The organism is Caballeronia sp. INDeC2 (assembly GCF_023631325.1).
Taxonomy (GTDB): Bacteria; Pseudomonadota; Gammaproteobacteria; order Burkholderiales; family Burkholderiaceae; genus Caballeronia.
This window is the reverse complement of record NZ_JALQDG010000021.1, coordinates 127788-153674: the sequence shown is the minus strand read 5'-3', so window position 1 is coordinate 153674 and position 25887 is coordinate 127788. Positions and strand designations below refer to the sequence as shown.

Annotated in this window: 20 protein-coding genes; 14 read left to right on the top strand and 6 right to left on the bottom strand. The window is 63.4% G+C overall.

Annotated features, from left to right (window positions below; all coding sequences use genetic code 11):
• The first annotated feature begins 12 nt into the window (after window positions 1–12).
• The 3 genes from NCS28_RS13500 (at window position 13) to NCS28_RS13490 (ending at window position 4013) form a co-directional block, all read left to right on the top strand.
• A complete protein-coding gene (locus NCS28_RS13500) occupies window positions 13–438 on the top strand; it encodes a F0F1 ATP synthase subunit epsilon (protein WP_250514279.1) in 426 nt (141 codons plus the stop codon).
• 277 nt (window positions 439–715) lie between these two features.
• Window positions 716–2446, top strand: a complete 1731-nt coding sequence (locus tag NCS28_RS13495; RefSeq protein WP_250514278.1) for an AMP-binding protein — start codon at window positions 716–718, stop codon at window positions 2444–2446.
• A 619-nt stretch (window positions 2447–3065) separates the two neighbouring features.
• Window positions 3066–4013, top strand: a complete 948-nt coding sequence (locus NCS28_RS13490; protein WP_250514277.1) for an alpha/beta hydrolase — start codon at window positions 3066–3068, stop codon at window positions 4011–4013.
• 3 nt (window positions 4014–4016) lie between these two features.
• Here NCS28_RS13490 and NCS28_RS13485 read toward each other — a convergent pair whose 3' ends face one another.
• On the bottom strand, window positions 4017–4856 hold the full coding sequence (locus tag NCS28_RS13485; RefSeq protein WP_250514276.1) for a transporter substrate-binding domain-containing protein: 840 nt from the start codon (window positions 4854–4856) through the stop codon (window positions 4017–4019).
• 182 nt (window positions 4857–5038) lie between these two features.
• Between NCS28_RS13485 and hemE the strand changes: the two genes are divergently transcribed.
• The 4 genes from hemE to NCS28_RS13465 all read left to right on the top strand — a co-directional run bounded on the left by hemE (window position 5039) and on the right by NCS28_RS13465 (window position 14488).
• Complete coding sequence (gene hemE, locus NCS28_RS13480; RefSeq protein ID WP_250514275.1) at window positions 5039–6127, top strand: uroporphyrinogen decarboxylase; 1089 nt, start codon at window positions 5039–5041, stop codon at window positions 6125–6127.
• A gap of 447 nt (window positions 6128–6574) precedes the next feature.
• Window positions 6575–8821 carry a primosomal protein N' gene (locus NCS28_RS13475; protein ID WP_250514274.1) on the top strand — a complete coding sequence of 749 codons (2247 nt, stop codon included), beginning with the start codon at window positions 6575–6577 and terminating at the stop codon, window positions 8819–8821.
• A 485-nt stretch (window positions 8822–9306) separates the two neighbouring features.
• A complete protein-coding gene (gene putA, locus NCS28_RS13470) occupies window positions 9307–13239 on the top strand; it encodes a trifunctional transcriptional regulator/proline dehydrogenase/L-glutamate gamma-semialdehyde dehydrogenase (protein WP_250514273.1) in 3933 nt (1310 codons plus the stop codon).
• A gap of 100 nt (window positions 13240–13339) precedes the next feature.
• Window positions 13340–14488, top strand: a complete 1149-nt coding sequence (locus NCS28_RS13465) for a branched-chain amino acid ABC transporter substrate-binding protein (protein WP_250514272.1) — start codon at window positions 13340–13342, stop codon at window positions 14486–14488.
• Window positions 14489–14526: 38 nt separating this feature from the next.
• Here the strand turns inward: NCS28_RS13465 and NCS28_RS13460 are convergent, their stop codons facing one another.
• The 3 genes from NCS28_RS13460 to NCS28_RS13450 all read right to left on the bottom strand — a co-directional run bounded on the left by NCS28_RS13460 (window position 14527) and on the right by NCS28_RS13450 (window position 17117).
• The gene (locus NCS28_RS13460; RefSeq protein WP_250514422.1) at window positions 14527–15048 is read right to left on the bottom strand and encodes a cytochrome b/b6 domain-containing protein; all 522 of its coding nucleotides are present in this window, start codon (window positions 15046–15048) and stop codon (window positions 14527–14529) included.
• A gap of 20 nt (window positions 15049–15068) precedes the next feature.
• Window positions 15069–15332, bottom strand: coding sequence for a PepSY domain-containing protein (locus tag NCS28_RS13455; protein ID WP_250514271.1), 264 nt, complete (start codon window positions 15330–15332; stop codon window positions 15069–15071).
• A gap of 78 nt (window positions 15333–15410) precedes the next feature.
• Window positions 15411–17117 carry a thiamine pyrophosphate-binding protein gene (locus NCS28_RS13450; RefSeq protein ID WP_250514270.1) on the bottom strand — a complete coding sequence of 569 codons (1707 nt, stop codon included), beginning with the start codon at window positions 17115–17117 and terminating at the stop codon, window positions 15411–15413.
• Between the two features lie 312 nt (window positions 17118–17429).
• Between NCS28_RS13450 and flhF the strand changes: the two genes are divergently transcribed.
• From flhF to NCS28_RS13435, 3 genes are read left to right on the top strand one after another with little or no spacing between them, the layout of a single operon-like run.
• The gene (gene flhF / locus NCS28_RS13445) at window positions 17430–19211 is read left to right on the top strand and encodes a flagellar biosynthesis GTPase FlhF (protein ID WP_250514269.1); all 1782 of its coding nucleotides are present in this window, start codon (window positions 17430–17432) and stop codon (window positions 19209–19211) included.
• Window positions 19204–20121: a MinD/ParA family ATP-binding protein gene (locus NCS28_RS13440; protein WP_250514268.1), complete on the top strand. Its 918-nt coding sequence runs from the start codon at window positions 19204–19206 to the stop codon at window positions 20119–20121. Before flhF ends, NCS28_RS13440 begins: the two co-directional genes overlap by 8 nt.
• Window positions 20122–20139: 18 nt before the next feature.
• Entirely contained in the window at window positions 20140–20871 is a 732-nt protein-coding gene (locus NCS28_RS13435; RefSeq protein ID WP_061116573.1) for an RNA polymerase sigma factor FliA, read from the top strand.
• A 1-nt stretch (window position 20872) separates the two neighbouring features.
• Here NCS28_RS13435 and NCS28_RS13430 read toward each other — a convergent pair whose 3' ends face one another.
• The gene (locus tag NCS28_RS13430; RefSeq protein ID WP_250514267.1) at window positions 20873–21967 is read right to left on the bottom strand and encodes a GGDEF domain-containing protein; all 1095 of its coding nucleotides are present in this window, start codon (window positions 21965–21967) and stop codon (window positions 20873–20875) included.
• 190 nt (window positions 21968–22157) lie between these two features.
• Here NCS28_RS13430 and NCS28_RS13425 point away from each other — a divergent pair, with 190 nt between their 5' ends.
• Window positions 22158–23162: a Rieske 2Fe-2S domain-containing protein gene (locus NCS28_RS13425; protein ID WP_250514266.1), complete on the top strand. Its 1005-nt coding sequence runs from the start codon at window positions 22158–22160 to the stop codon at window positions 23160–23162.
• A 172-nt stretch (window positions 23163–23334) separates the two neighbouring features.
• Here NCS28_RS13425 and NCS28_RS13420 read toward each other — a convergent pair whose 3' ends face one another.
• The gene (locus NCS28_RS13420; RefSeq protein WP_250514265.1) at window positions 23335–24360 is read right to left on the bottom strand and encodes a hypothetical protein; all 1026 of its coding nucleotides are present in this window, start codon (window positions 24358–24360) and stop codon (window positions 23335–23337) included.
• A 91-nt stretch (window positions 24361–24451) separates the two neighbouring features.
• Between NCS28_RS13420 and NCS28_RS13415 the strand changes: the two genes are divergently transcribed.
• Genes NCS28_RS13415 through NCS28_RS13405 form a run of 3 tightly spaced genes read left to right on the top strand, consistent with a single transcriptional unit; the run spans window position 24452 to window position 25837 of the window.
• The gene (locus NCS28_RS13415; RefSeq protein ID WP_250514264.1) at window positions 24452–24727 is read left to right on the top strand and encodes a helix-turn-helix transcriptional regulator; all 276 of its coding nucleotides are present in this window, start codon (window positions 24452–24454) and stop codon (window positions 24725–24727) included.
• Window positions 24669–25427 carry a replication initiator protein A gene (locus NCS28_RS13410; protein ID WP_250514263.1) on the top strand — a complete coding sequence of 253 codons (759 nt, stop codon included), beginning with the start codon at window positions 24669–24671 and terminating at the stop codon, window positions 25425–25427. Before NCS28_RS13415 ends, NCS28_RS13410 begins: the two co-directional genes overlap by 59 nt.
• Complete coding sequence (locus NCS28_RS13405; protein ID WP_250514262.1) at window positions 25388–25837, top strand: site-specific integrase; 450 nt, start codon at window positions 25388–25390, stop codon at window positions 25835–25837. Before NCS28_RS13410 ends, NCS28_RS13405 begins: the two co-directional genes overlap by 40 nt.
• The last annotated feature ends 50 nt before the right edge of the window (window positions 25838–25887 follow it).

The following is a 25887-nucleotide window of genomic DNA, read 5'->3' as shown; positions in this document are numbered from 1 at the left end:
GAGTCGACATAAATGGCAACCATTAAGGTAGACGTCGTCAGCGCGGAAGAGCAGATCTTCTCGGGCGAGGCGAAGTTCGTCGCGCTGCCGGGCGAAGCGGGTGAGCTGGGTATTCTTCCCGGCCACACGCCGCTCATCACGCGCATTCGTCCGGGCGCGGTGCGCATCGAGGCGGAAGACGGCTCGGAAGAGTTCGTGTTCGTTGCAGGCGGGATTCTCGAGATCCAGCCGGGCATCGTGACCGTGCTCGCCGACACCGCCATCCGCGGCGCCGATCTCGACGAAGCGAAGGCCGAGCAGGCAAAGAAGCGTGCCGAGGAAGCGATTCAGAACAACACCTCGGAACTCGAGTACGCGACCGCGCAAGCGGAACTCGCGTATGCGACGGCTCAGCTCGCGGCGATCCAACGTCTGCGCAAGGCGCACGCGAAGCACTAAGCGTGACGCGCCCAGCGGCGTTCAGCAGTTCAAGAAAGCAGCCTTCGGGCTGCTTTTTTTATGCTCCAAATCGGCAAATCGCGCGGGCATATGTGCATATCGGTTATGTGTCTCGCTGCTACATGCCGCATAGGCCGTTGATTCGGATAAGGTTTGATCGACAGCCTCAAGACAGCGTTGCGGGGAAACACTCAATGCCCGCGCGCGTCTTTGCGATGCACAATAGCCTCCAATTAGCCTTCATCGGGCGGCGACTCACAATTGGCGGAGACCATCGATGGCAACTGTACCGACGCACGCCGGCGCGCAGATCGAACCGCGCGACGGCATTTCTCATGTTCGCGGCGCGACCGACATTCCGCTCAGTGAAGCAACCGTCTCGCGCTTTCTTCTGGAAACCGCGGGCCGCTTTCCTGATCGGCCCGCGGTGGTCTTTCGTGAACAGAGCATCCGCTGGACGTGGCGCGAGTTCACGAACCAGGTCGATGTGCTCGCGAGCGGGCTGCTCGCGCTCGGCATTCAGGCGGGCGATCGCGTCGGCATCTGGTCGCCGAATCGCGTCGAATGGCTGCTCACGCAATTCGCCACTGCGCGCGTGGGTACGGTGCTGGTCAACATCAATCCGGCGTACCGGCTGGCCGAGCTCGAATATGCGCTGAACAAGGTCGGTTGCAAGGCGATCATTGCGGCCGAGCAGTTCAAGTCGTCGAAATATCTGGAGATGCTCCAGGCGCTCGCGCCCGAACTCGCGGACGCCGCGCCCAATGCGCTCAATGCCGCGAAGCTGCCCGAGTTACGCACGGTCATCCGCATGGGCGACGGCAAGACGCCCGGCATGCTCAACTTCGACGATGTAATGCGCACAGGCCGCGACCGACTCGACCCGGCGAAGCTCGATGCGCTCGAAGCGACGCTCGGTCCGGACGACGCGATCAACATCCAGTTCACCAGTGGCACGACCGGTAATCCGAAGGGCGCGACGCTTACGCATCGGAACATCGTCAACAACGCGCGTTATATCGCGATGGCGATGCGCCTCACCGAGCAGGACTCGCTCTGCGTTCCGGTGCCGCTCTATCACTGCTTCGGCATGGTGCTGGCGGTGCTCGCGTGCGTGTCGACCGGTTGCACGATGGTGTTCCCTGGCGAGGCGTTCGATCCCGGCGCGACGCTCGCCGCCGTCCACGAGGAGAAATGCACCGCGCTGCACGGCGTCCCGACGATGTTCATCGCCGAACTCGATCACCCCGACTTCTTGAAGTACGACCTGAGCCGCCTGCGCACCGGCATCATGGCAGGCTCGCCGTGCCCGATCGAAACAATGAAGCGCGTCGTCTCGAAGATGCATCTGAGCGAGATCACGATCGCATACGGCATGACGGAGACGAGCCCGGTGTCTTTTCAGAGTTCGACCTCCGATCCGCTCGACAAGCGCACGACGACCGTCGGACGCATTCAGCCGCATCTCGAAGTGAAGATCGTCGATCCGTTGGGGAACATCGTGCCCGTCGGCGAGACCGGAGAACTCTGCACGCGTGGTTACTCGGTGATGAAAGGCTATTGGGCCGACGATACCAAGACGGACGAGGCGATCGTCGATGGCTGGATGCATACCGGCGACCTCGCGACGCTCGACGAAGAAGGCTATTGCAACATCGTCGGCCGCCTCAAGGACATGCTGATTCGCGGCGGCGAGAACATCTATCCGCGCGAGATCGAGGAATTTCTGTTCCGCCATCCGAAGGTCCAATCGGTGCAGGTTTTCGGCGTGCCCGATCAGAAATACGGCGAGGAAGTGTGCGCGTGGATCGTCGTGCGTCCTGGCGAACAGGCAAGCGAAGAGGAAATCCGCGACTTCTGCCAAGGACAAATCGCGCACTACAAGATTCCGCGCTATATCCGCTTCGTCGATGAATTGCCGATGACCGTCACCGGCAAGGCGCAAAAGTTCGTGATGCGCGCACGGATGGTCGATGAACTGAAGCTCGCGGAGGCCAAGACGGCCTGAGTCTCGCCACAATCAGATCACCAATGACAGAAGGGAGCGCCGCGGCGCTCCCTTCTGTCATTGGAAGAAACGTTCGAGCCCCGGATCCTCTCAAAAGGCGCAAACGTTTGTTCGGGCGAAAAAAAAGCGGGCCTGGAGCCCGCTAAAAACCACACGCTACGGGGTTAGCGCGAGGAGACCACACGTGGGATTTTTCGAATGCATTACATTCGAATAACGATCCCAACACCGATGCCCCAAAAAATGAGCGCTTGCCCACTGGCAGCTATCAGACCACGCAAAATTCGCACAGCGCAGCCCAATCCATCCGTGTTGAAACCGTTTGAAGAGATTGTGGGCGAATTGATTCGGAGTCGCCGTAACAAAGTGTTTCAGGTTGTAACCCTCGTCCGATAAGGCGGAGGAGAAATTTTCTCGCGCGAATCTCCTGATTCTCATGGATATATTGTCTGTTATTCGGATGATTTATTCGATCGGCCCGACCGGATCGATAAAATGCCGCTTTTCGGACTAGAGCGATATTTCACGTTTTCCGCGAAAATCGCACGTGTGCACGCATGAAAACGATGCGCATGCCGCCCGCAGCTTCAATCAACAAGAAAACGCCATGGAGACACGCATGACGATCGACGCAGCCTTGCTCCGCTATTACCGTGCCGTGGACGAGGCTTTTCCCGCTCTGCCGCCCGGCGCGGACGCCCGGACGGTGCGAGACCGCTTCAGCAACGTTGCTAAAGCTTACGCCCGCAAACGCGACGACGCCGTGACTGCGGAAAGCATCGAGATCGCTCTCGACGGCCGCACGCTCCTCGCGCGGGTCTACAAGCCGCAAGCCGTGCGTGGTCCGCTGCCGCTTATCGTGTACTTTCACGGCGGCGGCTGGGTGGTCGGCGACCTCGACACGCACGACGGGCTTGTCGCACGGCTCGCACAGGATTCGCAGTGCGCGGTGGCGAGCGTCGATTACCGGCTCGCGCCGGAGCATCCGTTTCCCGCGCCATGCGACGATGCGCTCGATGCGCTGGTCTGGCTAGCGGAGCATCGCTCGCGGCTCGGGTTCGCCACCGACCGGCTAGCCGTCGGCGGCGACAGTGCGGGCGCGCATCTGGCGGTCGTCGCGGCGCGCGGCGCGAACGAGCGCGTGGCCGGGCTCGTCGGACTGCAGTTGCTGCTCTATCCGGTAATGCGCCGCCAGTTCGAAAGCCCCAGTTGCATTGCCAATGCGAATGGCCCGGGCCTGACGAACGACGAAATGAAGTGGTACTGGACGCAATTTCTCTCGGGCGAAGCGCCAGCGGAGCACGACGTGCGCGCGTTCCCGCTCTCCGAGTCGTATGAGCGCATGCCGGCGCCCGCGCTCGTCGTCGCGGCGGCCTACGATCCGCTCTACGACGACGCTTTCGAACTCAAGCGCTTCCTGGAAGCCAACGGCGGCCTCGTCGAAATGATCGACGCGCACGACATGACGCATGGATTCGGACGGATGCATTCGCAATCGGAAGCGGCGCTCGGCTGGCTGCGCAAGATCGGCGCGCGAGCAGGCGAACTCGTGCGCGCCGAGCGTTGAGCGTTATTTCAGCCATTTGTCATAGACGGCCTGAAACTCGCCCGACGCCCGGGCGAGATGCAGCCACTGATCGACATACTGCTGAAACGGCACGTCGCCGCGCGGCAGCAGATAGGCCTTCTCGCCGAACTGGAATGGCTTGTCCGGATGCACCGAGCACAGACCGGGGTTGAGCTTCTGCTGAAGCAGCGTCTCGGATGCGTCCGTGACCATCACGTCCGCTTTGCCTTCGAGGATCTGCTTGAAGATCGTCACGTTGTCCGGGTACTCGATCAGCTGCGAGTGCGGGAAATACTGCTTCGCGAAGCGCTCGTTCGTGCCGCCCGGATTGACGATGGTGCGCACGTTTGGCTGATCGATCTGCGCGACGCTCTGGTACTTGTCGACATCGTCGCAACGGACGATGGGCGTCTTGCCGTCTTCCATGTACGGCGCCGTGAAGAACGCGCGCTTTTGCCGCTCGAGCGTGGTCGAGACGCCGCCCACGGCGATATCGCACTTGGCGACAAAGTCGTTCATCAGATTCGACCACGACGTTTTCACGTACTCCGCTTTCGCGCCGAGCGACTTCGCAAGACTCTCGGCCAGATCGATGTCGATGCCCTCGAACTGCCCGTCCGGGCGCAGGAAGGAGTACGGCTTGTAGTCGCCCGTCGTGCAGACGCGCAGCGTGTGACGCGCGAGGATATCGTCGAGCCGCGAGGGCGCTGTGACAGCGGCGGGCGCCGCGGGCTTCGCACCTGCGACGGTGCCGGCCTGAATCGTTTGAGCGTGCGCGACGCTCGTGAGCGTGAGCGACAGTACAAGGGCGGAAGCGGCAAGACTGACAGACCTGCGTTGCATCGATTCTCCTGGTTCTAGTTGTAGAGTCCCGTCGATGATACGAGGCCTTCGGGCCTTCGAACACTCGTCCGGAAGGCATAGGCCGCGCTGCATGAGACTTCCCGAATTGCCGGGCTCGGTCAACGAAAACGCCCGGCCCGTCCGGTAGAATGAACGATTCTCTGCCTTCAGCATCGAGCGACGTGGCACACACTCTTCTGAACGACACCTTCCTGCGCGCGCTCATGCGCCAGCCGACCGACTACACGCCGATCTGGCTGATGCGCCAGGCGGGACGTTATCTGCCGGAGTACAACGCAACGCGCGCCCGCGCAGGCAGCTTCCTCGGCCTCGCGAAGAATCCCGATTACGCGACCGAAGTGACGCTTCAGCCGCTCGAACGCTTTCCGCTCGACGCCGCGATCCTGTTCTCCGACATTCTCACCGTCCCCGACGCGATGGGACTCGGCCTTAACTTCGTGCAGGGCGAAGGTCCGCGTTTCGAGCGCACCGTGCGTACCGAGGACGACGTGAAGCGCCTTGCCGTGCCGGACATCGGCGCAACGCTCTCGTATGTCACCGACGCCGTGAGGCAGATTCGCCGCGCGCTTACCGACGCGCAAGGCCGTCAGAAGGTGCCGCTGATCGGCTTCTCCGGCAGTCCGTGGACGCTCGCGTGCTACATGGTCGAAGGCGGCGGCTCGGACGATCATCGAACGGTCAAGTCGATGGCTTATGCTCGCCCGGACCTGATGCATCGCATCCTCGACGTGAACGCGCAATCCGTGATCGCGTACCTGAACGCGCAAATCGAAGCGGGCGCGCAAGCCGTGATGATCTTCGACACGTGGGGCGGTGCGCTCGCCGACGGCGCGTATCAGCGCTTCTCGCTCGACTACATCGCGAAGGTGGTCGCGGGTCTGAAGCGCGAGCACGACGGCGCGCGTGTGCCGGTCATCACTTTCACGAAGGGCGGCGGCCTGTGGATCGAGGAAATCGCCGCGACGGGCGTCGATGCGGTCGGTCTCGACTGGACCATGAACCTCGGCAAGGCGCGGGAAAAAGTCGGATCGCGCGTGGCGCTGCAAGGGAACATCGATCCGAACGTGCTTTTCGCTCCGCCCGCCGCGATTCGCACCGAAGCGCGCGCCGTGCTCGACAGCTTCGGCAATTTTCCGGGCCACGTCTTCAATCTCGGCCACGGCATCTCCCAATTCACGCCGCCGGAGAGCGTCGCGGAGCTCGTCGACGAAGTCCATCGTCACAGCCGCGCGATGCGTGCGTCGCGATAGAGCGCGTAAAAAGTTGATGTTGCAGTGCGACATCGGTGTGAAGCGAAAGGTAATCAGGGTCTGGAGCATTCCGTCCGCATCGCCCACCTCAGGCGGCATTCCGCGATGTCAAGACTGAACTTATGCACATTTTGTTCGCTGCGGCGCGCCATCAGACGTATGGCCTCCGGCAACCAATAACGTGTCTCTATGTATGCTTCAAGCCAATGATTTTTAAGAGATTTCAGGAGCTTTGCCCGAAATGTGGGCCAGCGCACATAAGGGTTTCGTGACATTGTTTGCGGCGACCCCGGACGCACTTCTCAACAAAGTTATCCACAGGCCTGTGGAAAGCATCGGAAATCCAAAAATAATCGGCGGTTTACAGGCGATTCTGATGTTTCACTTTAACTTCTCCCCGCTCGCGCACGTTTCACTGTCGGACCGTTGTACGTGGAGTCGTTCGCGGTGAGCAGCATTTTCGTGCGCGTCGCGGTCGACCAGCCGATGCCCGTGCTGTTCGATTACCGCTACGCGCTGCCGGACGTGCCCGCCGTCGGCATGCTGGTGCAGGTGCCGTTCGGGCGACGCGAAGTCGTCGGGCTGATCTGCGAAATCGCTCATTCAAGTGACGTGCCCGCCGAAAAAATCCGCGCCGTCACCGCCGTCTGCGACGGCTGCCCGCCGCTCTCGGAAGCCTGGATCGCGCTCGCCAGCTTCGCCGCCGATTACTATCAGCGCGGCTTGGGCGAAGTCGCGCTGCCGGCGCTGCCTCAGGCGTTGCGCGATGCCTCGCGCTGGAACCGGCTTTTCGCCATCGAGCCACACTATCGGCTGTTGCCGGAGGGACGCGCGCAACTTCCCGACGCGTTGCCCGCGCGCGCGATCGCCCTTCGCCGCCTGGCCGACGCCCTCGCGCAACGACCATCGCTCGGCTTGTCCGATGCCCGCGCGTTGCATCCCAAAGCGAGCGTGACCTTCGACGACTGGCTCGCGCGCGGATGGATCGAGACGGCGACGGCGCACATCGTCGAAACCGTCGCGGATGACCAAGCGCTCCCGACCGGCGCCGCGCCGCTGCCCGTGCTGACCGGCGAGCAACGCGATGCCGTCGATGCAATCTCCGGCGCGCAAGGCTTCGCGCCGTTCTTGCTTCACGGTGTGACGGGCAGCGGCAAGACCGAGGTCTATCTGCACGCGCTCGCCGTCTTGCTCGCGGCCCGGCCGGACGCGCAAGCGCTCGTCCTCGTTCCCGAAATCAACCTGACACCGCAGTTCGAAGCCGCGTTTCGCGCGCGATTCGCGGCGCTCGCGGACGGTTCGATCGTCACGATGCACAGCGGCCTTGCCGAAGGCGAGCGCGTGCGCAACTGGCTGGCGTCACACACGGGCAACGCGCGCATCGTGCTCGGCACGCGCCTCGCGATACTCGCCTCGATGCCGAAGCTCGCGATCATCGTCGTCGATGAAGAGCACGATCCTGCGTACAAGCAGCAGGAAGGCTTGCGCTACTCGGCCCGCGATCTCGCGATCTACCGCGCGAAGCAACTCGACATTCCCGTCGTGCTCGGTTCGGCGACGCCGTCGCTCGAGACCTGGTGGCAAGCCGAGCAGGGCCGTTATACACGGTTGACGCTCACGCGCCGGGCCGTCGCGGAAGCGGCATTGCCGACCGTGAGGCTCATCGATCTCGAAGAGGAGCGACGGCGCGGCCGCGCATCGGTCGAAGGACTGGCGGGGCCGCTCATCGCCGCGCTGAAGACGCGCGTCGAGCGTGGCGAGCAGAGTCTCGTGTTTCTGAATCGACGCGGCTATGCGCCGATTCTGTCGTGCGACGCCTGCGGATGGGTCGCGGGCTGTCCGCGTTGCAGCGCCTACGCCGTGCTGCATAAGCCGGAACGGGCGCTGCGCTGCCATCACTGTGGCTGGGAATCGCGCATTCCGAAGTCGTGTCCGGACTGCGGCAACATCGATATCGCGCCGATGGGCCGCGGCACGCAGCGCGTCGAGGAAACGCTCGCGAGCGTGATGCCGGGCGCGCGCGTGCTGCGCATCGACGCCGATAGCACGCGCCGCAAGGGCAGCGCACAGGCGCTTTTCTCCGACGTCCACGCGGGCGAGATCGATATTCTCGTCGGCACGCAGATGATCGCGAAGGGCCACGACTTCCGGCGCGTGACGCTCGTCGGCGTACTCAATGCCGACACCGCGCTCTTCTCGCACGACTTTCGCGCGAGCGAACGGCTCTTCGCCCAACTGACGCAGGTGAGCGGTCGCGCGGGAAGGGCGGGCCTGCCCGGCGAAGTGATGATCCAGACGCGCTATCCGCGGCACGCGCTATATCAGGCGCTATCGCGCCAAGACTATGTGGGCTTTGCGAATTCAACGCTCGCTGAGCGGCGCGACGCACGCCTGCCGCCGTTCGTCTATCAGGCGATGTTGCGTGCCGAAGGCCGCACGCTGGAAGCGGCGCTCAAGTTTCTGGAGGAAGCGGCGGCGGCGTTCGCGCCTTTGCCCGGCGCGGACCGCGTGACCGTCTACGACGCGGTGCCGCTCACCATCGTCAAAGTGTTCAATGTGCATCGGGCGCAACTGCTGCTGGAAAGCGCGTCGCGGGCCGCGTTGCAGGCGTCGTTGCGCGCGTGGCAACCGGTGCTGCGCTCGCTCAAGGGCGTGCTGCGCTGGAACGTCGAAGTCGATCCATTGGACGTTTGAGCCGATAGAACGCGAGTCGCGTCTTCAGGCTACGTCCCGCGCTCGCCGGCCATCCCGGTCGGAAGCATCGTCGGATCGATGCACATGCGGCGACGCGCCCCGCACGAACAGCACGACGCAGACCGCGAACATCGCCCAAACGCTGGCTACCACCATCCAAGTGCTCATGCTCGTTGCTCTCCCCGAGATCGCGGTGCGCTGGATCGACCGCGAATGCCGCGCCGTGGCGGCGCATGGCGTTTATATCGGCGGGGAGCGAGCGTTTGCTTAGGGGTTGTCCCAAGAATATCCGACTAGGGAAACTACTAGGCCGCAAGCGCCAGCCGCCAGCCGGCGGTGCACCGCTCGGAGCCTTGTGGCATAAGGGTTTCATTGTGGTGCAACCCCAGAGAAAATCTCGGTTGCACCTTTTAAATCAGCGGAGTACGATTCGCCAACTTTTTAGTCATAGGCCGGGTTGGGCACGACCGGCAAACGAAGGAAACATGGCGAGCACAACCCTAGGCGTCAAAGTCGACGATCTGCTGCGTTCCCGGCTCAAAGACGCCGCGACGCGCCTCGAGCGCACTCCTCACTGGCTGATCAAGCAGGCGATCTTCGCTTATCTGGAGCGTATCGAGCACGGCCAGCTGCCGCCCGAGCTGTCGGGTGCGAACGGCGCGTCGGAAATGGCCGATGCCACCCCCGTCGATGGCGACGAAGACGGCGCGCCGCACCCCTTCCTCGACTTCGCGCAGAACGTGCAGCCGCAATCCGTGCTGCGCGCGGCGATCACGGCGGCGTATCGCAGGCCGGAGCCGGAGTGTGTGCCGTTCCTGATCGGCCAGGCGCGCCTGCCCGCGACCGTCGCCGCCGAAACCGAAAAGCTCGCGACGAAACTCGTCGAAGCGCTGCGCGCGAAAAGCTCGGGCGGCGGTGTCGAAGGGTTGATCCACGAGTTCTCGCTGTCGAGCCAGGAAGGCGTCGCGCTGATGTGCCTCGCCGAAGCGCTCCTGCGCATTCCCGACCGCGCCACGCGCGACGCGCTGATTCGCGACAAGATCAGCAAGGGCGACTGGAAATCGCACATGGGCCAGGCGCCGTCGCTGTTCGTGAACGCGGCGACGTGGGGCCTGATGATCACGGGCAAGCTCGTGACGACGAACAGCGAAGCGGGCTTATCCTCCGCGCTGACGCGTCTCATCGGCCGCGGCGGCGAGCCGCTGATCCGCAAGGGCGTCGACATGGCGATGCGCCTGATGGGCGAGCAGTTCGTCACCGGCGAGACGATCTCCGAAGCGCTCGCGAACAGCCGCAAGTACGAGGCGCGCGGTTTCCGCTATTCCTACGACATGCTCGGCGAAGCCGCGACGACCGAGGAAGACGCGCAACGCTACTACGCGTCCTACGAGCAGGCGATCCACGCGATCGGCAAGGCGGCGGGCGGCCGCGGCATCTACGAAGGCCCGGGCATTTCGATCAAGCTCTCCGCGCTGCATCCGCGTTACTCGCGCGCGCAGCAGGAACGCACGATGACCGAGTTGCTGCCGCGCGTGCGCTCGCTCGCGCAACTGGCGCGCCGCTATGACATCGGTTTGAACATCGACGCGGAAGAAGCCGATCGCCTCGAAATCTCGCTCGATCTGCTCGAAGCGCTGTGCTTCGATCCGGAACTGGCGGGCTGGAACGGCATCGGGTTCGTGGTGCAGGGTTATCAGAAGCGCTGCCCGTTCGTGATCGACTATCTGATCGATCTCGCGCGCCGCAGCCGTCATCGTTTGATGATTCGCCTCGTAAAGGGCGCGTACTGGGATACGGAAATCAAGCGCGCGCAAGTCGATGGCCTCGAAGGTTATCCGGTCTACACGCGCAAGATCTATACGGACATTTCGTATCTCGCGTGCGCGAAGAAGCTGCTCGGCGCGCCGGATGCCGTCTATCCGCAATTCGCGACGCACAACGCGTTCACGCTGTCGGCGATCTATCACCTCGCGGGACAGAACTACTATCCCGGCCAGTACGAATTCCAGTGCCTGCACGGCATGGGCGAGCCGCTCTACGAAGAAGTGACTGGCCGCGACAAGCTGAACCGTCCGTGCCGCGTGTATGCGCCGGTCGGCACGCACGAGACGCTGCTCGCGTATCTCGTGCGCCGCCTGCTGGAGAACGGCGCGAACACGTCGTTCGTGAACCGCATCGCCGATGAATCCATTCCGGTGAAGGAGCTCGTGCGCGATCCGATCGACGAGGCGCAGCAGATCACGCCGCTCGGCGCGCCGCACGCGAAGATTCCGCTGCCGCGTCAGTTGTACGGCAACGAGCGCTTCAATTCGATGGGCCTCGATCTCTCGAATGAGCATCGGCTGGCGTCGCTGTCGTCGGCGTTGCTGGCGAGCGCGCATCATCCGTGGCGCGCCGAACCGATGCTCGAAGGCGGCACGATCATCGAGAACGGCAAGCCGGCGCGCGACGTGCGCAATCCGTCGGACCTGCGCGATCTCGTCGGCACGGTCGTGGAAGCATCGCCGGAACAGGTGAGCGCCGCGATCGCCAACGCCGTGGCCGCCGCGCCGATCTGGCAGGCGACGCCCGTCGAAGATCGCGCCGATTGCCTCGCGCGCGCCGCCGATCTGCTCGAAGCGCAGATGCACACGCTGATGGGCCTCGTCGTGCGCGAAGCGGGCAAGTCCTTGCCGAACGCCATCTCGGAGATTCGCGAGGCCATCGATTTCCTGCGTTACTACGCGTCGCAGATTCGCGCCGAGTTCTCGAACGACACGCATCGTCCGCTCGGTCCGGTCGTGTGCATCAGCCCGTGGAATTTCCCGCTCGCGATCTTCATGGGCCAGGTCGCCGCCGCGCTCGCGGCGGGCAATCCGGTGCTCGCGAAGCCCGCCGAGCAAACGCCGCTGATCGCCGCGCAAGCCGTGCGTATTTTGCGCGAAGCGGGCGTGCCGGCGGGCGCGGTGCAACTGCTGCCGGGCGATGGCGAAACGGTCGGCGCCGCGCTCGTCGCTGATCCGCGCACGCGCGCCGTCATGTTCACCGGCTCGACGGAAGTCGCGCGCCTCATCAACAAGACGCTGTCGGAGCGCCTCGACCCGGACGGCCGTCCGATTCCGCTGATCGCCGAAACCGGCGGCCAGAACGCGATGATCGTCGATTCGTCGGCGCTCGCGGAGCAGGTGGTCGCGGACGTGCTGCAGTCGTCGTTCGATTCGGCCGGCCAGCGCTGCTCGGCGCTGCGCGTGCTGTGCCTGCAGGACGATGTCGCCGATCGCACGCTCGAAATGCTGACCGGCGCGATGAAGCAGCTCGCGGTCGGCAATCCGGATCGCCTGTCGACGGACGTCGGCCCCGTGATCGATGCGGACGCCAAGCGCGGCATCGACGCGCACATCGCCGGCATGCGCGACAAGGGCCGCAACGTCACGCAACTGCCGCTGCCCGATGCGTGCGCGCAAGGCACCTTCGTGCCGCCGACGCTCATCGAACTGGACAGCATCGACGAACTGAAACGCGAAGTGTTCGGCCCGGTGCTGCACGTGGTGCGTTACCGCCGTTCGAACCTTGATAAACTCCTCGACCAAATTCGCGCGACGGGTTATGGCCTCACGCTCGGCATCCATACGCGTATCGACGAAACCATCGCGCATGTGATCTCACGGGCGCACGTGGGCAACATCTACGTGAACCGTAACGTGATCGGCGCGGTCGTCGGCGTGCAGCCGTTCGGCGGCGAAGGTCTGTCGGGCACGGGTCCGAAGGCGGGCGGCGCGCTGTACTTGCAGCGCCTGCTGGCGAAGCGCCCGACCGGTTTGCCGAAGTCGCTCGCGAGCACGCTCGTCGTCGATCAGTCCGCGTCGAAGGACACGCCCGCCGCGGCGCTCACCGCGTTGCGCGACTGGGCGATCGGCGAACGCGATCCGCAGACGGCCGCGCGCTGCGACGGCTATCTGCAGCATGTGATGGCCGGCGCGACGGCGGTTCTGAACGGCCCGACGGGCGAGCGCAATACGTACACGCTCGGCGCGCGCGGCACGGTGCTGTGCGTGGCGGCAACGGCGAGCGGCGCGCGCGCGCAACTGGCCGCCGTGCTCGCGACGGGCAACCGCGCGTTGTTCAGCGGATCGGCGGGCGAGCAATTGGCGGCGTCGCTGCCGGCGTCGCTGAAGCCGTACGTGCAGGTGCGCCGAGCGGCGGAGGACTTCGACGCCGTTCTGTTCGAAGGCGACAGCGACGAATTGCTGTCGCTCGTGAAGGAAGTCGCGAAGCGCACGGGACCGATCGTATCGGTGCAGGGCGTGGCTGCGGGAGCGTTCGCCGACGCTGGCCACGATGGCGAAGACTACGCGCTCGAACGTCTGCTGACGGAACGCTCGGTGAGCGTGAACACGGCGGCGGCGGGCGGCAATGCGAATTTGATGACGATCGGTTGAGACACCCCTCGAGCGCTCGATTCAAACGAATTCAAACAAGCGGCAGCAGGCACGGCGATCCCGGCACAAGCTGCCATCCACACTGGAACCAGGAGAAGCTATGAAGCACACGATGACCAAGCTGGCAGCAGCCATGACGCTCGCCGGCCTGTCGCTCGCGGGGACCGCATTTGCACAGCAAGTCGAGGACGTGAAGGTCGGTTACGCCGGACCGCTGACCGGTGCGCAGGCGCACTACGGCAAGGACATGCAGAACGGCATCACCCTCGCTGTCGAAGATTTCAACGCTACGAAGCCGACGATCGGCGGCAAGCCGGTTCGTATCGTGCTGAACTCGGCCGACGACCAAGCCGACCCGCGCACGGGCACGACCGTCGCGCAGCGCCTCGTCGACGACGGCATCAAGGGCATGCTCGGCCACTTCAATTCGGGCACGACGATCCCGGCGTCGCGCATCTACGCGAACGCGGGCATCCCCGAAATCGCGATGGCAACGGCGCCCGAATACACGACGCAAGGCTTCAAGACGGCCTTCCGCATGATGACCTCCGACACGCAGCAAGGCTCGGTCGCGGGCGAGTTCGCGGTGAAGAACCTGAAGGTCAAGAAGATCGCGATCGTCGATGACCGCACGGCATACGGCCAGGGTCTCGCCGACCAGTTCGAGAAAGCGGCGAAGGCAGCGGGCGCGACGATCGTCGACCGTGAATTCACGAACGACAAGGCTGTCGACTTCAAGGCGATTCTGACCAAGATCAAGTCGATGAACCCGGACCTCGTGTACTACGGCGGCGCGGATTCGCAAGCCGGCCCGATGGTCAAGCAGATGAAGACGCTCGGCTTCCGCGCGCCGCTGATGGCGGGCGAAATGGTGAAGACCGACACCTTCCTCAAGATTGCGGGCGACGCGGCGGACGGCACGGTGGCATCGCTTGCCGGCCTGCCGATGAACGAAATGCCCGGCGGCGCGAACTACGAAGCGAAGTACAAGAAGCGCTTCAACGAAGACGTGCAGACCTACTCGCCGTACGCCTACGACGGCGCGATGGCGATGTTCACCGCGATGAAAGCGGCCAACTCGACGGACCCGGCGAAGTACCTGCCGTTCCTCGCGAAGACCGACATGCAGGGCGTGACGGCGAAGCACCTGTCGTACGACTCGAAGGGCGATCTGAAGAACGGCGGGATTACGCTGTACAAGGTCGTCGGCGGGAAGTGGACGACGCTGCAAAGCGTGGGCGGGAAGTAAGCGCTGTTGGTTTAGCTAAAAAAGCCTCGTGATTCAGGTCACGAGGCTTTTTTGTTTTCGGCGTCGCGTTTATAGCCCGTCACCATCGCCCGAACAAGATTCTCCCGCGTCCAAACGCTCATCAGCACCGCCGCCGCGATGTGCACGCAAACGCAAACCTCGAGCGCAACGGACAGCCACGCATGAATCTCCTGCGGCCAGTCCTCGCCCCAGAACGCGTCGAGTCTCATGATCCAGCCAGAGACCGCGAGCGCAAGAATCAGAAACCAGAGAAAGAGCGCCATCAACCCGCCGAGCGGATTGTGCGAAACGTGATGCATCGGCTTGCCCTTCGCAAGCGAACGCAGATAGTCGAAGAGATGCGAACGCGTCGGCCACCACGCTGAAAATCGCGCATGACGCGTTCCGATGAAACCCCACACGATACGCGCGACAACCAGCCCGGCCGCGACATATCCGAGCACGCGATGTGTGGAGTCCGTCGGCCCGAACAGATTCCACAAGACGATGCCCACGACGGCCCAATGCGTGAGCCGCACCCAAGCGTCCCAGACTCGCACGCGCGTCACGCGCGTCACGTTCACTCGACTTCCGACTTCACCACAGCCAGCGTCTTCGTGTCGTAATAGATCTCGACTTTCTTGCCGTTCTTGTCGTGGCCGTAGATCTCGTAGCAGTTGCCATCGACCTTGAACTTGCGAATCTTGTACCCTTGCGCCTCGAGTTGCGCCTTGGCATCCGATTCCTTCATCCATTCGCTCTTCGGATGCGCGGTGCAGTCGGCCTTCGCGAACGCCGCGCCCGAAAAGCCCATCGCCAATGACAACGCCAGAATCTTAAGCATCGCTAACTCCCAGGGTTTTCGAACTGGCTACTCTACTGCCGCCGGGAGTGAGCTGCAAGAAGATTGAAAGTTTGTCTCTTAGCGCTGTCCTTGCTGGCGAATTTGTTCGAGTGTCGCGCCCGGCGTGCTCTGATCCTGCGGAATGCGGATCTCGATCACCGCGGGCAGGCCGGATTTCTGCGCGCGCTCGAAAGCGGGCATGAACTGATCCGTCGTTTCGACGAGTTCCCCGTGCGCGCCGAATGCGCGCGCATACGCGGCGAAGTCCGGATTCGTGAGCCCCGTCCCATGCACGCGATTCGGATAATGCCGCTCCTGATGCATGCGGATCGTCCCGTATTGCCCGTTATTCACGACGATGAAAAGCACCGCAAGTTCATATTGCATCGCCGTGGCGATCTCGTTGCTCGACATCATGAAGCAGCCGTCGCCCGCAAACGCGATCACCGTGCGTTTCGGATAAAGCGACTTCGCGGCGATCGCGGCGGGCACGCCGTAACCCATCGCACCGCTCGTCGGCGCGCACTGCGACCGGAAATGCCGATACGAATAATGCCGATGCAGCCACGTCGCGTAATTGCCCGCGCCGTTCGTGAGGATCGAATCGGCGGGAATCGTTTCCGCGAGCAGGCGCATGATTTCGCCGAGCTGGACGTCACCCAGCATCGGGCGCGGCTTGCGCCATTCGAGATACGCGGCGTGCGCGGTTTCGGCCTCGCCATGCCACGCGATGTCCGCGGGCGGCGTCAGCGCCGCGAGCATCGACGCGATTTCGGGCATGCCCGAGACGATCGGCAGATCGGCGCTGTAGACGCGCCCGAGTTCCTCCGCGCCCTGATGCACGTGGATGAGCGTCTGCTTCGTCTTCGGGATGTCGAGCAGCGTGTAGCCGCCCGTCGTCGATTCGCCCATGCGCGGGCCGAGCACGAAGAGCACGTCGGCATCGCGCACACGCGCGGCGAGCGCGGGATTGATGCCGAGGCCGACATCGCCCGCATAGTTCGGGTGCTCGTTGGAGAGCGTGTCCTGAAAGCGGAATGCGCAGCCCACCGGCAACCGCCATTGTTCGACGAAGCGCGCGAAGTCCTGCGTCGCCTCGAGTGTCCAGCCGCTGCCGCCCGCGATCACGAACGGCTTCTTCGCGTTGGCGAGCAATTCGCGCAGCCGATCGATCTGCGCCGCGGACGGCGACGCCGCCACGCGCTGATAACGCGGCGCCGGCGCCGTGGCGGCGACCGCTTCGGTCAGCATGTCTTCCGGTAGCGCGAGCACGACCGGACCCGGACGGCCCGACATCGCCGTGTGGAACGCGTGACTCATGTACTCCGGCACGCGACGCGGATCGTCGATCTGCGCGACCCATTTCGCCATCTGCCCGAACATGCGCCGATAGTCGATTTCCTGAAACGCCTCGCGGTCCATGTGATCCCGCGCGCATTGGCCGATGAGCAGGATCATCGGCGTCGAATCCTGAAACGCGGTATGCACGCCGATCGACGCGTGCGTCGCGCCCGGCCCGCGCGTGACGATCGCGACGCCCGGCTTGCCCGTCAGCTTCCCGACCGCTTCGGCCATGTTCGCCGCGGCCGCCTCGTGGCGGCAGACGATCGTCTGAATCTGCGCGGTCTCGTCGTGGAGCGAATCGAGCACGGCGAGAAAACTCTCGCCGGGCACGCAGAACACGCGCTCGACGCCGTGATGCACGAGCGCATCGACGACGAGGCGCGCGCCGGTGGTTTGATTGTCGGGAGAAGCGGATTGCGCGGAGGGGACAGCGGACGCCATGCGAAGAAGTCTCCTGTGAGTGTCCGGAGCGTCGCACAGGCGAGCCGGACGGTGAGCGAACTGCCCTAAAGCTTACGCCGCCGGGCGAGCGTTCGAATAGAAGCGAAGCGGAATCTTTTTCCGGCGCGCGCGAGCGTTTCGCGCCGGGCGCCGCATTTCCATCAGCCGAAATACCCCTTTTTCTCACCCTTTATCCAGCGATGGGCGAAGGGTGAAGTTCGCAATAATGGCCTCACTGAAAAGCGGACACGGCAATGAGCCAAGTGAGGTCCGCTTGCTAAAGATTGCAGTTACACCTCATCGGGGGCAAGTTTGAACATTCGTAAATTCATCGGCGCGAACAGCCGCGACGCATTGCGCCAGGTTCGTGAAGCGCTTGGGCCCGATGCCGTGGTGTTGTCCAATCGCACGCTGGATGACGGGTCCGTGGAGATCGTCGGCGTCGCGGACAGCGATATCGCATCGATCTCGCCGGCCGCGAAGGAACAGGCCGTGCGTTCGGGCGGCACGTCGCGCGCCGCACTGGCGGCTGCGGCCGCCGCGATGCCGGCCAAACAATCCGCCGCGAATCCCTACGCGAGCGGCGACGTGTTTTCGTCCGTCTTCGGCGCGAACACCGACCTCGGCGATGAAGACGATCTCGCGCACGAACACGAAGCCGCGTCCGACGAAGACGCGCCGCGCACGATGGCCGAATCGAATCCCTGGCTGATCGAGCACGCGAAGCGCATCGCGCAGCAGGCGACGATGCCGTCGAACCGTCCGCTGACGGCGTCGGCCGCGATCGCACGCGGCATGGGCGTGCCGGTGCCGGTCGCCGCGCACGAAACGCGCGCCGAGAGAACGCCGGAAGCAGGCAAGTACGCGATTCGCCAGCAGGCGCAAGTACAGGCACAGGCACGCAGTCAATCGAAGGTCGAAACGCCCGACTGGGCGCGCGAAGCCGCGCAGGTCGCCGCCCGCCGCGCCGCGCAGAAGATCAACGCGAGCGCGCCGCACGCCGAAGCACCGGCCGCGAACGCCGCGCCGGCTGCTTCGGAAGGCGCGTTCGAGGGCCTGCCGGCGAACGCCGCGTCGGTCGTGACCGAAGCAATTCGTGCGCGCATGGAGCAGGTCGTCAACGAAACGGTGATGAACGAGCTCTCGTCGATGCGCACGATGATGGAAGAGCACTTCTCCGGTCTGCTCTGGGGCGAGCGCCAGCGTCGCAATCCGACGGGCGGCCTGCTGACCAAGCGTCTGTTCGCCGCCGGCTTTTCCGCGCAGCTCGTCCGCATGATGGTGGACAACATGCCGGAGATGGAAAGCGTGGAAGGCGCGCTCGAATGGGTGCAGCAGGTACTCGAATCGAATATCCCGGTGATGGATAGCGAAGACGCGCTGATGGAACGTGGCGGCGTGTTCGCGCTGATGGGCCCCACGGGCGTCGGCAAGACGACGACCACCGCGAAGCTCGCGGCGCGCTGCGTGATGCGCTTCGGCGCGAGCAAGGTGGCGCTGCTCACGACCGACAGCTACCGGATCGGCGCGCACGAGCAACTGCGCATCTTCGGCAAGATTCTCGGCGTGTCGGTGCACGCGGTGAAGGACGCCGCCGACCTGCAGCTCGCGCTGTCCGAGCTGCGCAACAAACATATCGTGCTGATCGACACGATCGGCATGAGCCAGCGCGACCGCATGGTCTCGGACCAGATCGCGATGCTGTGCGGCGCGGGTCATCCAGTGCATCGCATCCTTCTGCTCAACGCGACGAGCCACGGCGACACGCTCAACGAAGTCGTGCAGGCGTACAAGAGCGCCGCCGATCAGCCGCCGCTCGCGGGCTGCATCCTCACCAAGCTCGACGAAGCCACGAATCTCGGCGGCGTGCTCGATACGGTCATCCGCTACAAGCTGCCGGTGCATTACGTATCGACCGGGCAGAAGGTACCGGAGAACCTGTACGTCGCGACCAAGCGTTTTCTCATCAAGAGCGCGTTCTGCATTCCGCGCGACGGCTCGCCGTTCGTGCCGCAGGACGAAGAAGTGCCGGCGCTGCTCTCCGCACTGTCCGCGCGCGCCACGACCGAACTGCATGGGGTGCACTTTGGATAAGTTCGTGCTCGACCAGGCGGAAGGTCTGCGACGGCTGCTCACGCGCGCCGGTTCGCGGGTGGTGGCGGTGGCGGGCGGACCGGCGGGCATCGGATGCACGTCGGCGGTGGTGAATCTCGGCGCGGCGCTGTCCGTGCACGGCAAGGATGTGCTCGTCATCGACGAACACCGGGACGCGGGCTCGGCGAGCCGCATGCTGGGTCTGTCCGATGCAGGCGCGCTCGCCGCGGTGATGTCCGGCCGCCGCGCACTCGCCGATGTCGTCGAGCGCACGCCGTTCGGCTTCTCGCAGATCGCCGCGCCGCGCGACGAGCGCATCAGCCACGACGCCGCGCAGTGCCGCGCATTGCTCGATGGTCCCGCGGACATCGTGCTGATCGATGCCCAACTGGACCGTCACGGCGCGCTGTCGACGCTCGCGGCGCAGGCGCATGACTTTCTCATCGTGACGCGGGTGGCCGCGTCGGCGATCACCGAGGCGTATGCGTGCATGAAGCGCCTGCACTACGCCCATGCGATCGGCCAGTTTCGCGTGCTCATCAATCACGTGCAGAACCCGGCCGACGCGGCGGTCGCGTTCGACAACCTCTCGGGCGTCGCGAGCCGGTATCTGGCCGTGTCGCTCGTGCAGGCAGGGTATGTGTCCGAGGATGCGCGCGTCGCTCGGGCGAAGGAACTCTCACGCTGCGCAGTCGAAGCGTTCCCGGCCACGGCCGCGGCGCGTGACTACCGCGCGATCGCGGCGGAGCTCCTCCACTGGCCGATGCGCCCCGCGCCGTACATGCGCGCGGCGAGCGGCCAGACAGACGCGCGAATTCCGGTTGGCGAGTCTGAACAGGGCGGGCGGGAGGCGGCGCATCGCGTGGCTGCGCTTCACGACTTTGCAATGACCAGCACGGCGTCGATGTGATCAAGATAGGTGACCAAGATGTATAACGCCCAAGGCAAACTCTCACAGTCGGACGTCCTGACGAAATATGCGCCGCTCGTTCGCCGGCTGGGGCTTCAGCTCGTCGCGAAAATGCCGGCGAGCGTCGATCTCGACGATCTCATCCAGGCCGGCATGATCGGCCTGATGGACGCGGCGAGCCGCTACAAGGAAGATCAAGGCGCGCAATTCGAAACCTACGCGAGCCAGCGCATTCGCGGCGCGATGCTCGACGAACTGCGCGCGAACGACTGGCTGCCGCGCAGCATGCGCAAGACGTCGCGCGAAGTGGAATCGGCGGTGCACAAGGTCGAGCAGAACCTCGGCCGCTCCGCGAGCGAGACGGAGATCGCCGAGCACATGAACATGCCGCTCGACGAATACCAGTCGATGCTCCAGGATCTTCACGGCAGCCAGCTGATCTACTACGAAGATTTCGACCGCTCCGCCGACGACGAGCCGTTCCTCGACCGCTATTGCGTCGATCGTTCGGACCCGCTTTCGGCGCTGCTCGACGACAGCCTGCGCGGTGCGTTGATCGAAGCCATCGACAAGCTGCCGGAGCGCGAGAAGCTGCTGATGAGCCTCTACTACGAACGCGGCCTGAACCTGCGCGAAATCGGCGCTGTGATGGAAGTGAGCGAATCGCGCGTGTGCCAGTTGCACAGCCAGGCGGTCGCGCGCCTGCGCACGAAGCTGCGCGAGCAGGCGTGGACGAGCGTCGAGGCCTGATTCAGTTCGTTTCGAAGTCCCGTGTCTCGGCGAAGACGGTTTTGCCGTCGCCGAGACTCTTTGCGCGATACATCGCGCGGTCGGCCGCGCGCAGCACGGCGGTCATGCCGGACTGATGCGCGGCCGCAGCGCTCGAAAGCAGACACGCGCCGATGCTCGCCGATACGGACACCGGCCGCTCCTGCACCGATGTCATCGCGCCGAGCACCGCGTGAATGCTGTCGGCCACCGACAGCACCGCCGCGCGGTCGCGCACCTGATGCGCGAGCACGACGAACTCGTCGCCGCCCAGCCGCGCGATGGTGTCGGTCTTGCGCATGCTTCTCGCGAGCGACTGCGCGAACGCTTGCAGCAGCATGTCGCCGACGGCGTGCCCGTAGGTATCGTTCACTTCCTTGAAGCCGTCGAGGTCGATGAGAAGGAGCGCGGTGGCGTCGTCGCCATCGGCATCGCGCGCGCTCATGGCGCGATCGACGATCTGCTCGAGCGCGTATCGGTTGGATAGTCCGGTGAGCGGATCGGTCGATGCCTGACGCGCGAGATCGCGATTCGCGTTGCCGAGGCGATCGACGAGCACGCTCAAATACACCGACGCGCCCAGCACGCTCAGCCCCAGCCCGATCGCGGCGGGAAGATTGGCGCGCCACCACGGCTGCCAGATGCCGAGCGCCACGACGATGACGAGCGCCGTCGCGCACGACACGGCGAGCGTGCGCTTGCCGTAACGGCATCCCGAGCCGATCAGAAACCAGAACATCACCCAGATGAGCGGCAGCGCGATTGCACCGCCCGCCGCGAGCGCGAGCCCGAGAATGGTTTGATCGGCGATGGTCGTGACGGTGAGACGCTTCTCCGAAGGCGAGCGCATGCGGCTCACGATCAGAAGCGTCACCGCGCCGTACGATACATAGAGCGCGATGAGACGTGCGACCAGCAGTGCATCGTACGAAGGGCGCAGCCACGCGAAGATACCGTAGGCCAGAAGAACCGCCGCTCCCATCCAGACCCGCAGCGTGGCTTGCTCGCGTTCGGGATTCCGGTGCTCGGACCATGCGAAGGCATAAGGCCGGCATGCCGGTTGATGCGCCTGCTCCATACTGAACCCCTGGATGGTGATTTCTTTCTTTTATCTTGCTGTTATGTACTGCGGCCCCGTCGCGTGCATCGGCTGGATGGAGTGGCATCGAGTAGCGCCGAGCGAGCGATCCGCTATTTTGCAACGTTTTGCGAAGACGCTGTGTTTCGTGTAATAACGGCTTCCGGACTTCACTTTCCGATTAACCGCGATGCGTGACGAATCCCTTTCTCTTGCTGGCGAATGGCTGCCGGTCTGCAATAGCGACGACGTTCCCGAAGGCGGCGCGCGCGGTTTCGTCGTCGCCGATGAGCGGATCGTCGTGTGGCGCGACAGCATCGGCGCGGCGCATGTGTGGCGCGATTACTGTCCGCATCGGGGCGCGCAGTTGTCGCTCGGACAGGTGATGCGCGATCAGATCGTGTGCCCGTATCACGGCTGGCGTTACGACATCGAGGGGCAGTGCTTGCACATTCCGTCGAATCCGGCGTTGCGCCCACCGAAGCGTGCTTGCGCGACGACGTTCGTCAGCGAGGAGAAGTACGGAGTCGTGTGGATGTGCTTCGGCGAGCCGGCTTACCCGCTCGATTTCTTTCCGGAAGCGGCGATTCCCGGTGGCCGGCGCATCAATCTCGCGCCGCAGACGGTGAGGTCATCGGCGCCGCGCGTCGTCGAGAATTTTCTCGATATGGCGCACTTTTCGTTCGTGCATGTGGGGATTCTGGGTGAAGAGGCGCATACCGAAGTGCCGGATTACGACGTCGCGCAGACCGCGGATGGCGGGCTCGAGGCGCGGCAGTGTCGATACTGGCAGCCCGCGGGGATGCCGGGGCAGGGCGGCGGCGCGATGATCGATTACGTGTATCGCGTGAAGCGGCCGTTGGTCGCGAGTCTCACGAAGATGGCGTCGGGCGGGCAGGGCGCACTGCATATCATGCTGGCGGCGTCGCCGGTGACGCAAACGGAGACGCGCGCGTGGCTCGTGTCGATTCATGAGGACGACACGATGCATTCCGATCAGGCGCTTTACGATTTCAATATGGAGATCCTGATGCAGGACACGCCGATCGTCGAGTCGCAATGGCCCCGGCTTCTGCCGCTCGATCTCGATGCGGAGTTGCATCAGCGGTGTGATCGGATGGCGGTGGGGTATCGGAGGTGGTTGAAGGGGATGGGATTTGCGTGGGGGACGGTTCGCGCGGAAGCAGCCGAATGATCGCGCGTCGCGAAGGAGGATTGGCGCGCCCGGCTGGGATCGAACCAGCAACCCCTGCCTTCGGAGGGAGAAATCGCCCAGTTGCACACAAGGCCATGCGCAACTAACTTCTTGATTGTGCGAGATTTTATCTCAGAATGCCTTTCTTCATCTCAGTTTGTATTCCTTCGCCTTAGCCATGGGCTCCGCCACTTTTCCGCCGACTCGCCCGATCAATTAGGGCATTGGCATCCTGCGTGGCCTGTGCCACACGTGCCCATCGTTCGCTTAGCCAAGCGCCAATGTCGTCACCCTGAAAATCGGGTTCGAACTGGAGCTCGCCATCGATCACCCTAAAGCCTGTGACCTCACGGGTGATCAGGTATCCGCTAAGAAGTGGCCTTGAGTTGGGTTGCTCGAACTGGGCATGATACGGGCTGTATGGCATGTCACTCTCGGTCACAAGGATCAAGCTGTCCAGAAACTCTGGGCTGTTCAAGGCGTCGTAGTTATTCCAGTAGTCAACGTCGACGCCGAAGACCCAAGGCGGACAGCCTGCGGAATACTCACCATCGTCACCATCACACCAGTGCCACAGAAGTTGCTCCATTGTCCCTGCCGGATCGGCCATCCGGAACCAGTCATTCCATTCACCGCGATCCAGCACACGGCAACCTAGTTGCTCGATCTTGTCAAACCAACCGTCGAAGGACGCCCGCCGTTCTGCCGACGTTGCATTTTTCCATTTTTTTCGCCTGCCATTCTTTGACCAAGGGACCTCGCCTTGGCGAACATTGTCAAGGCCTTCGGCAAAAGTCCTATTGGCCTCGTGCCGGTTCTTCAGCAACACCTTGATATTGTCCAGCTCTCTTTGTTCCGCCACGGCCCTCTCGGCATCAATCAAGCCACTTTCATTTTGGACAAACTCGACGAGTTGCCCAAGGCCAAATTCAAAAACGAACTGATCCGTTAGTCTGCCACGGCCCTTGTCATAGCCCTTGCCTGCCAGTAAGGCGAAGTGCCAATCCTCTACCCCAGGCTTCGTTTCACAGAGCATATCAGCCAGCACCCCTCGTCGGAGCCCCAGCTCCTCTTCTACGGTCTCCTGCGTTTCAGTTTCCTTTCCAGTCGGCTTCAAGATGGTGGTCGCCAGATTGATAGTCAACGCCTTTCTCGCCTTTCGCTCCTCTGCAGCAAGCCCCGCGCTTTGCCAGCCCATCTCGAAACCCCCTCCTCATGCGCCATTTGAACTGAACGCTTGAGCGTCGAACATTTGAAATCAGACTACCTGATTCATATGGAGCGCGCAAATGCCGATCGAGGAAACTGGTTCTGCCAGCGATTTTCGCGTGACGTTCGCACAGCTAGACCCGTGCGCACTGATCTCGCCCAAGGAGTTCGCCTGCCTCCTCGGCATTACACCAGGGGCCTTCTATCAACGAAACATGCAGGGGGAGTTTCCCCGCCCGGCCATGAGCCGCAACCGTTGCGTCCGCTGGCGCGCTGCGGATGTCCGCGAATGGCTGAATGGGCTCAACACGATTGCAAAACGACGCGGTCGCCGACGTCGATCGGTCGAGCAATAAGATCGTTGCGACACTGGGTGTAGCCATGGATCGCGATGGCGAGTTGCTACCTGCTCCATCCGTAGCTGTTGACGATGACCTTGATGCTGGCACGCAAGGCCGTCTGTCGCCAAATCGTCATCCGCAACGAGACTTCTTCGTCGCGGACATTCTCGATGCTGCGCCAAAGGATGATCTTGCAAGCATGGAACATCCGCTGTTCGCCTTAAGGGCAGGCGATAAGCGCGTGCGTGTATATGAGCGAAACGGCACGACCGTCACTATCAAGCCGGGACCCGACGGCTGCGCCACGATTCACGACAAGGACCTGTGGATCTACTGCATAAGCCAGCTGGTAGAGGCAATCAACCGGGGCCGAAAGGATGTGGAGCGTGTCGTGCGCTTAACTGGCTACGATTTCCTTGTGGCGACAAACAGACGTACCGACGGTGACAGTTACAAACGACTAGGCGATGCGCTAGCACGGCTTAGCGGTACGCGCGTTGAGACAAACATAGCAACGGACGGACGGCGCGAGCGGTCAGGCTTCGGGCTGGTTGAATCGTGGCGCATCATCGAGCGCGACCACGACAACCGCATGGTAGCCATTGAGATCACGCTACCTGATTGGCTATGGCGGTCGGTGAAGGCCAAGCACGTGTTGACCCTCAGCCACATCGGATGTATCGCTTCACCCTGGATGATGAGGGGGAAAAGGTGAATCCCTCGTTGACGTTGCTACGCTTGCTACACACGCGAGCCTTGAGCCAAGGTCGGCCTGACCTGGTCGTGATGCATGACGGGGATTACCTGTACAACTCCATTGTTGAACTCGGACGGAAGACATTTCCATCCATGCGCACTCGGGTGTCGCCGTATGTTTTCAGGCATCAGACGGCAGCCGACATAAAAAATGACGACAGTTTGTCCCTTGCTGACGTGGCAAGATTCATGGGGCATCTCAGCGACTATTCCGCAGGCAAGTATGGGCACCCTGTGCATTCGAGCAAGGGGCGCCTGCCGAAGGCCGTCGTTGTCGCATCGAGGCCGATTAAGCATTCGCCGAAGGTCGATCGGTTGGCCCGATTCCGTATTGCCAGTGCGAAGCGGCGCGGCTACAAACCAAACTGATCACGATGCGCCGGTTGCCCTCAATGCGTTGTTTTTGCGTCGATTCTGCG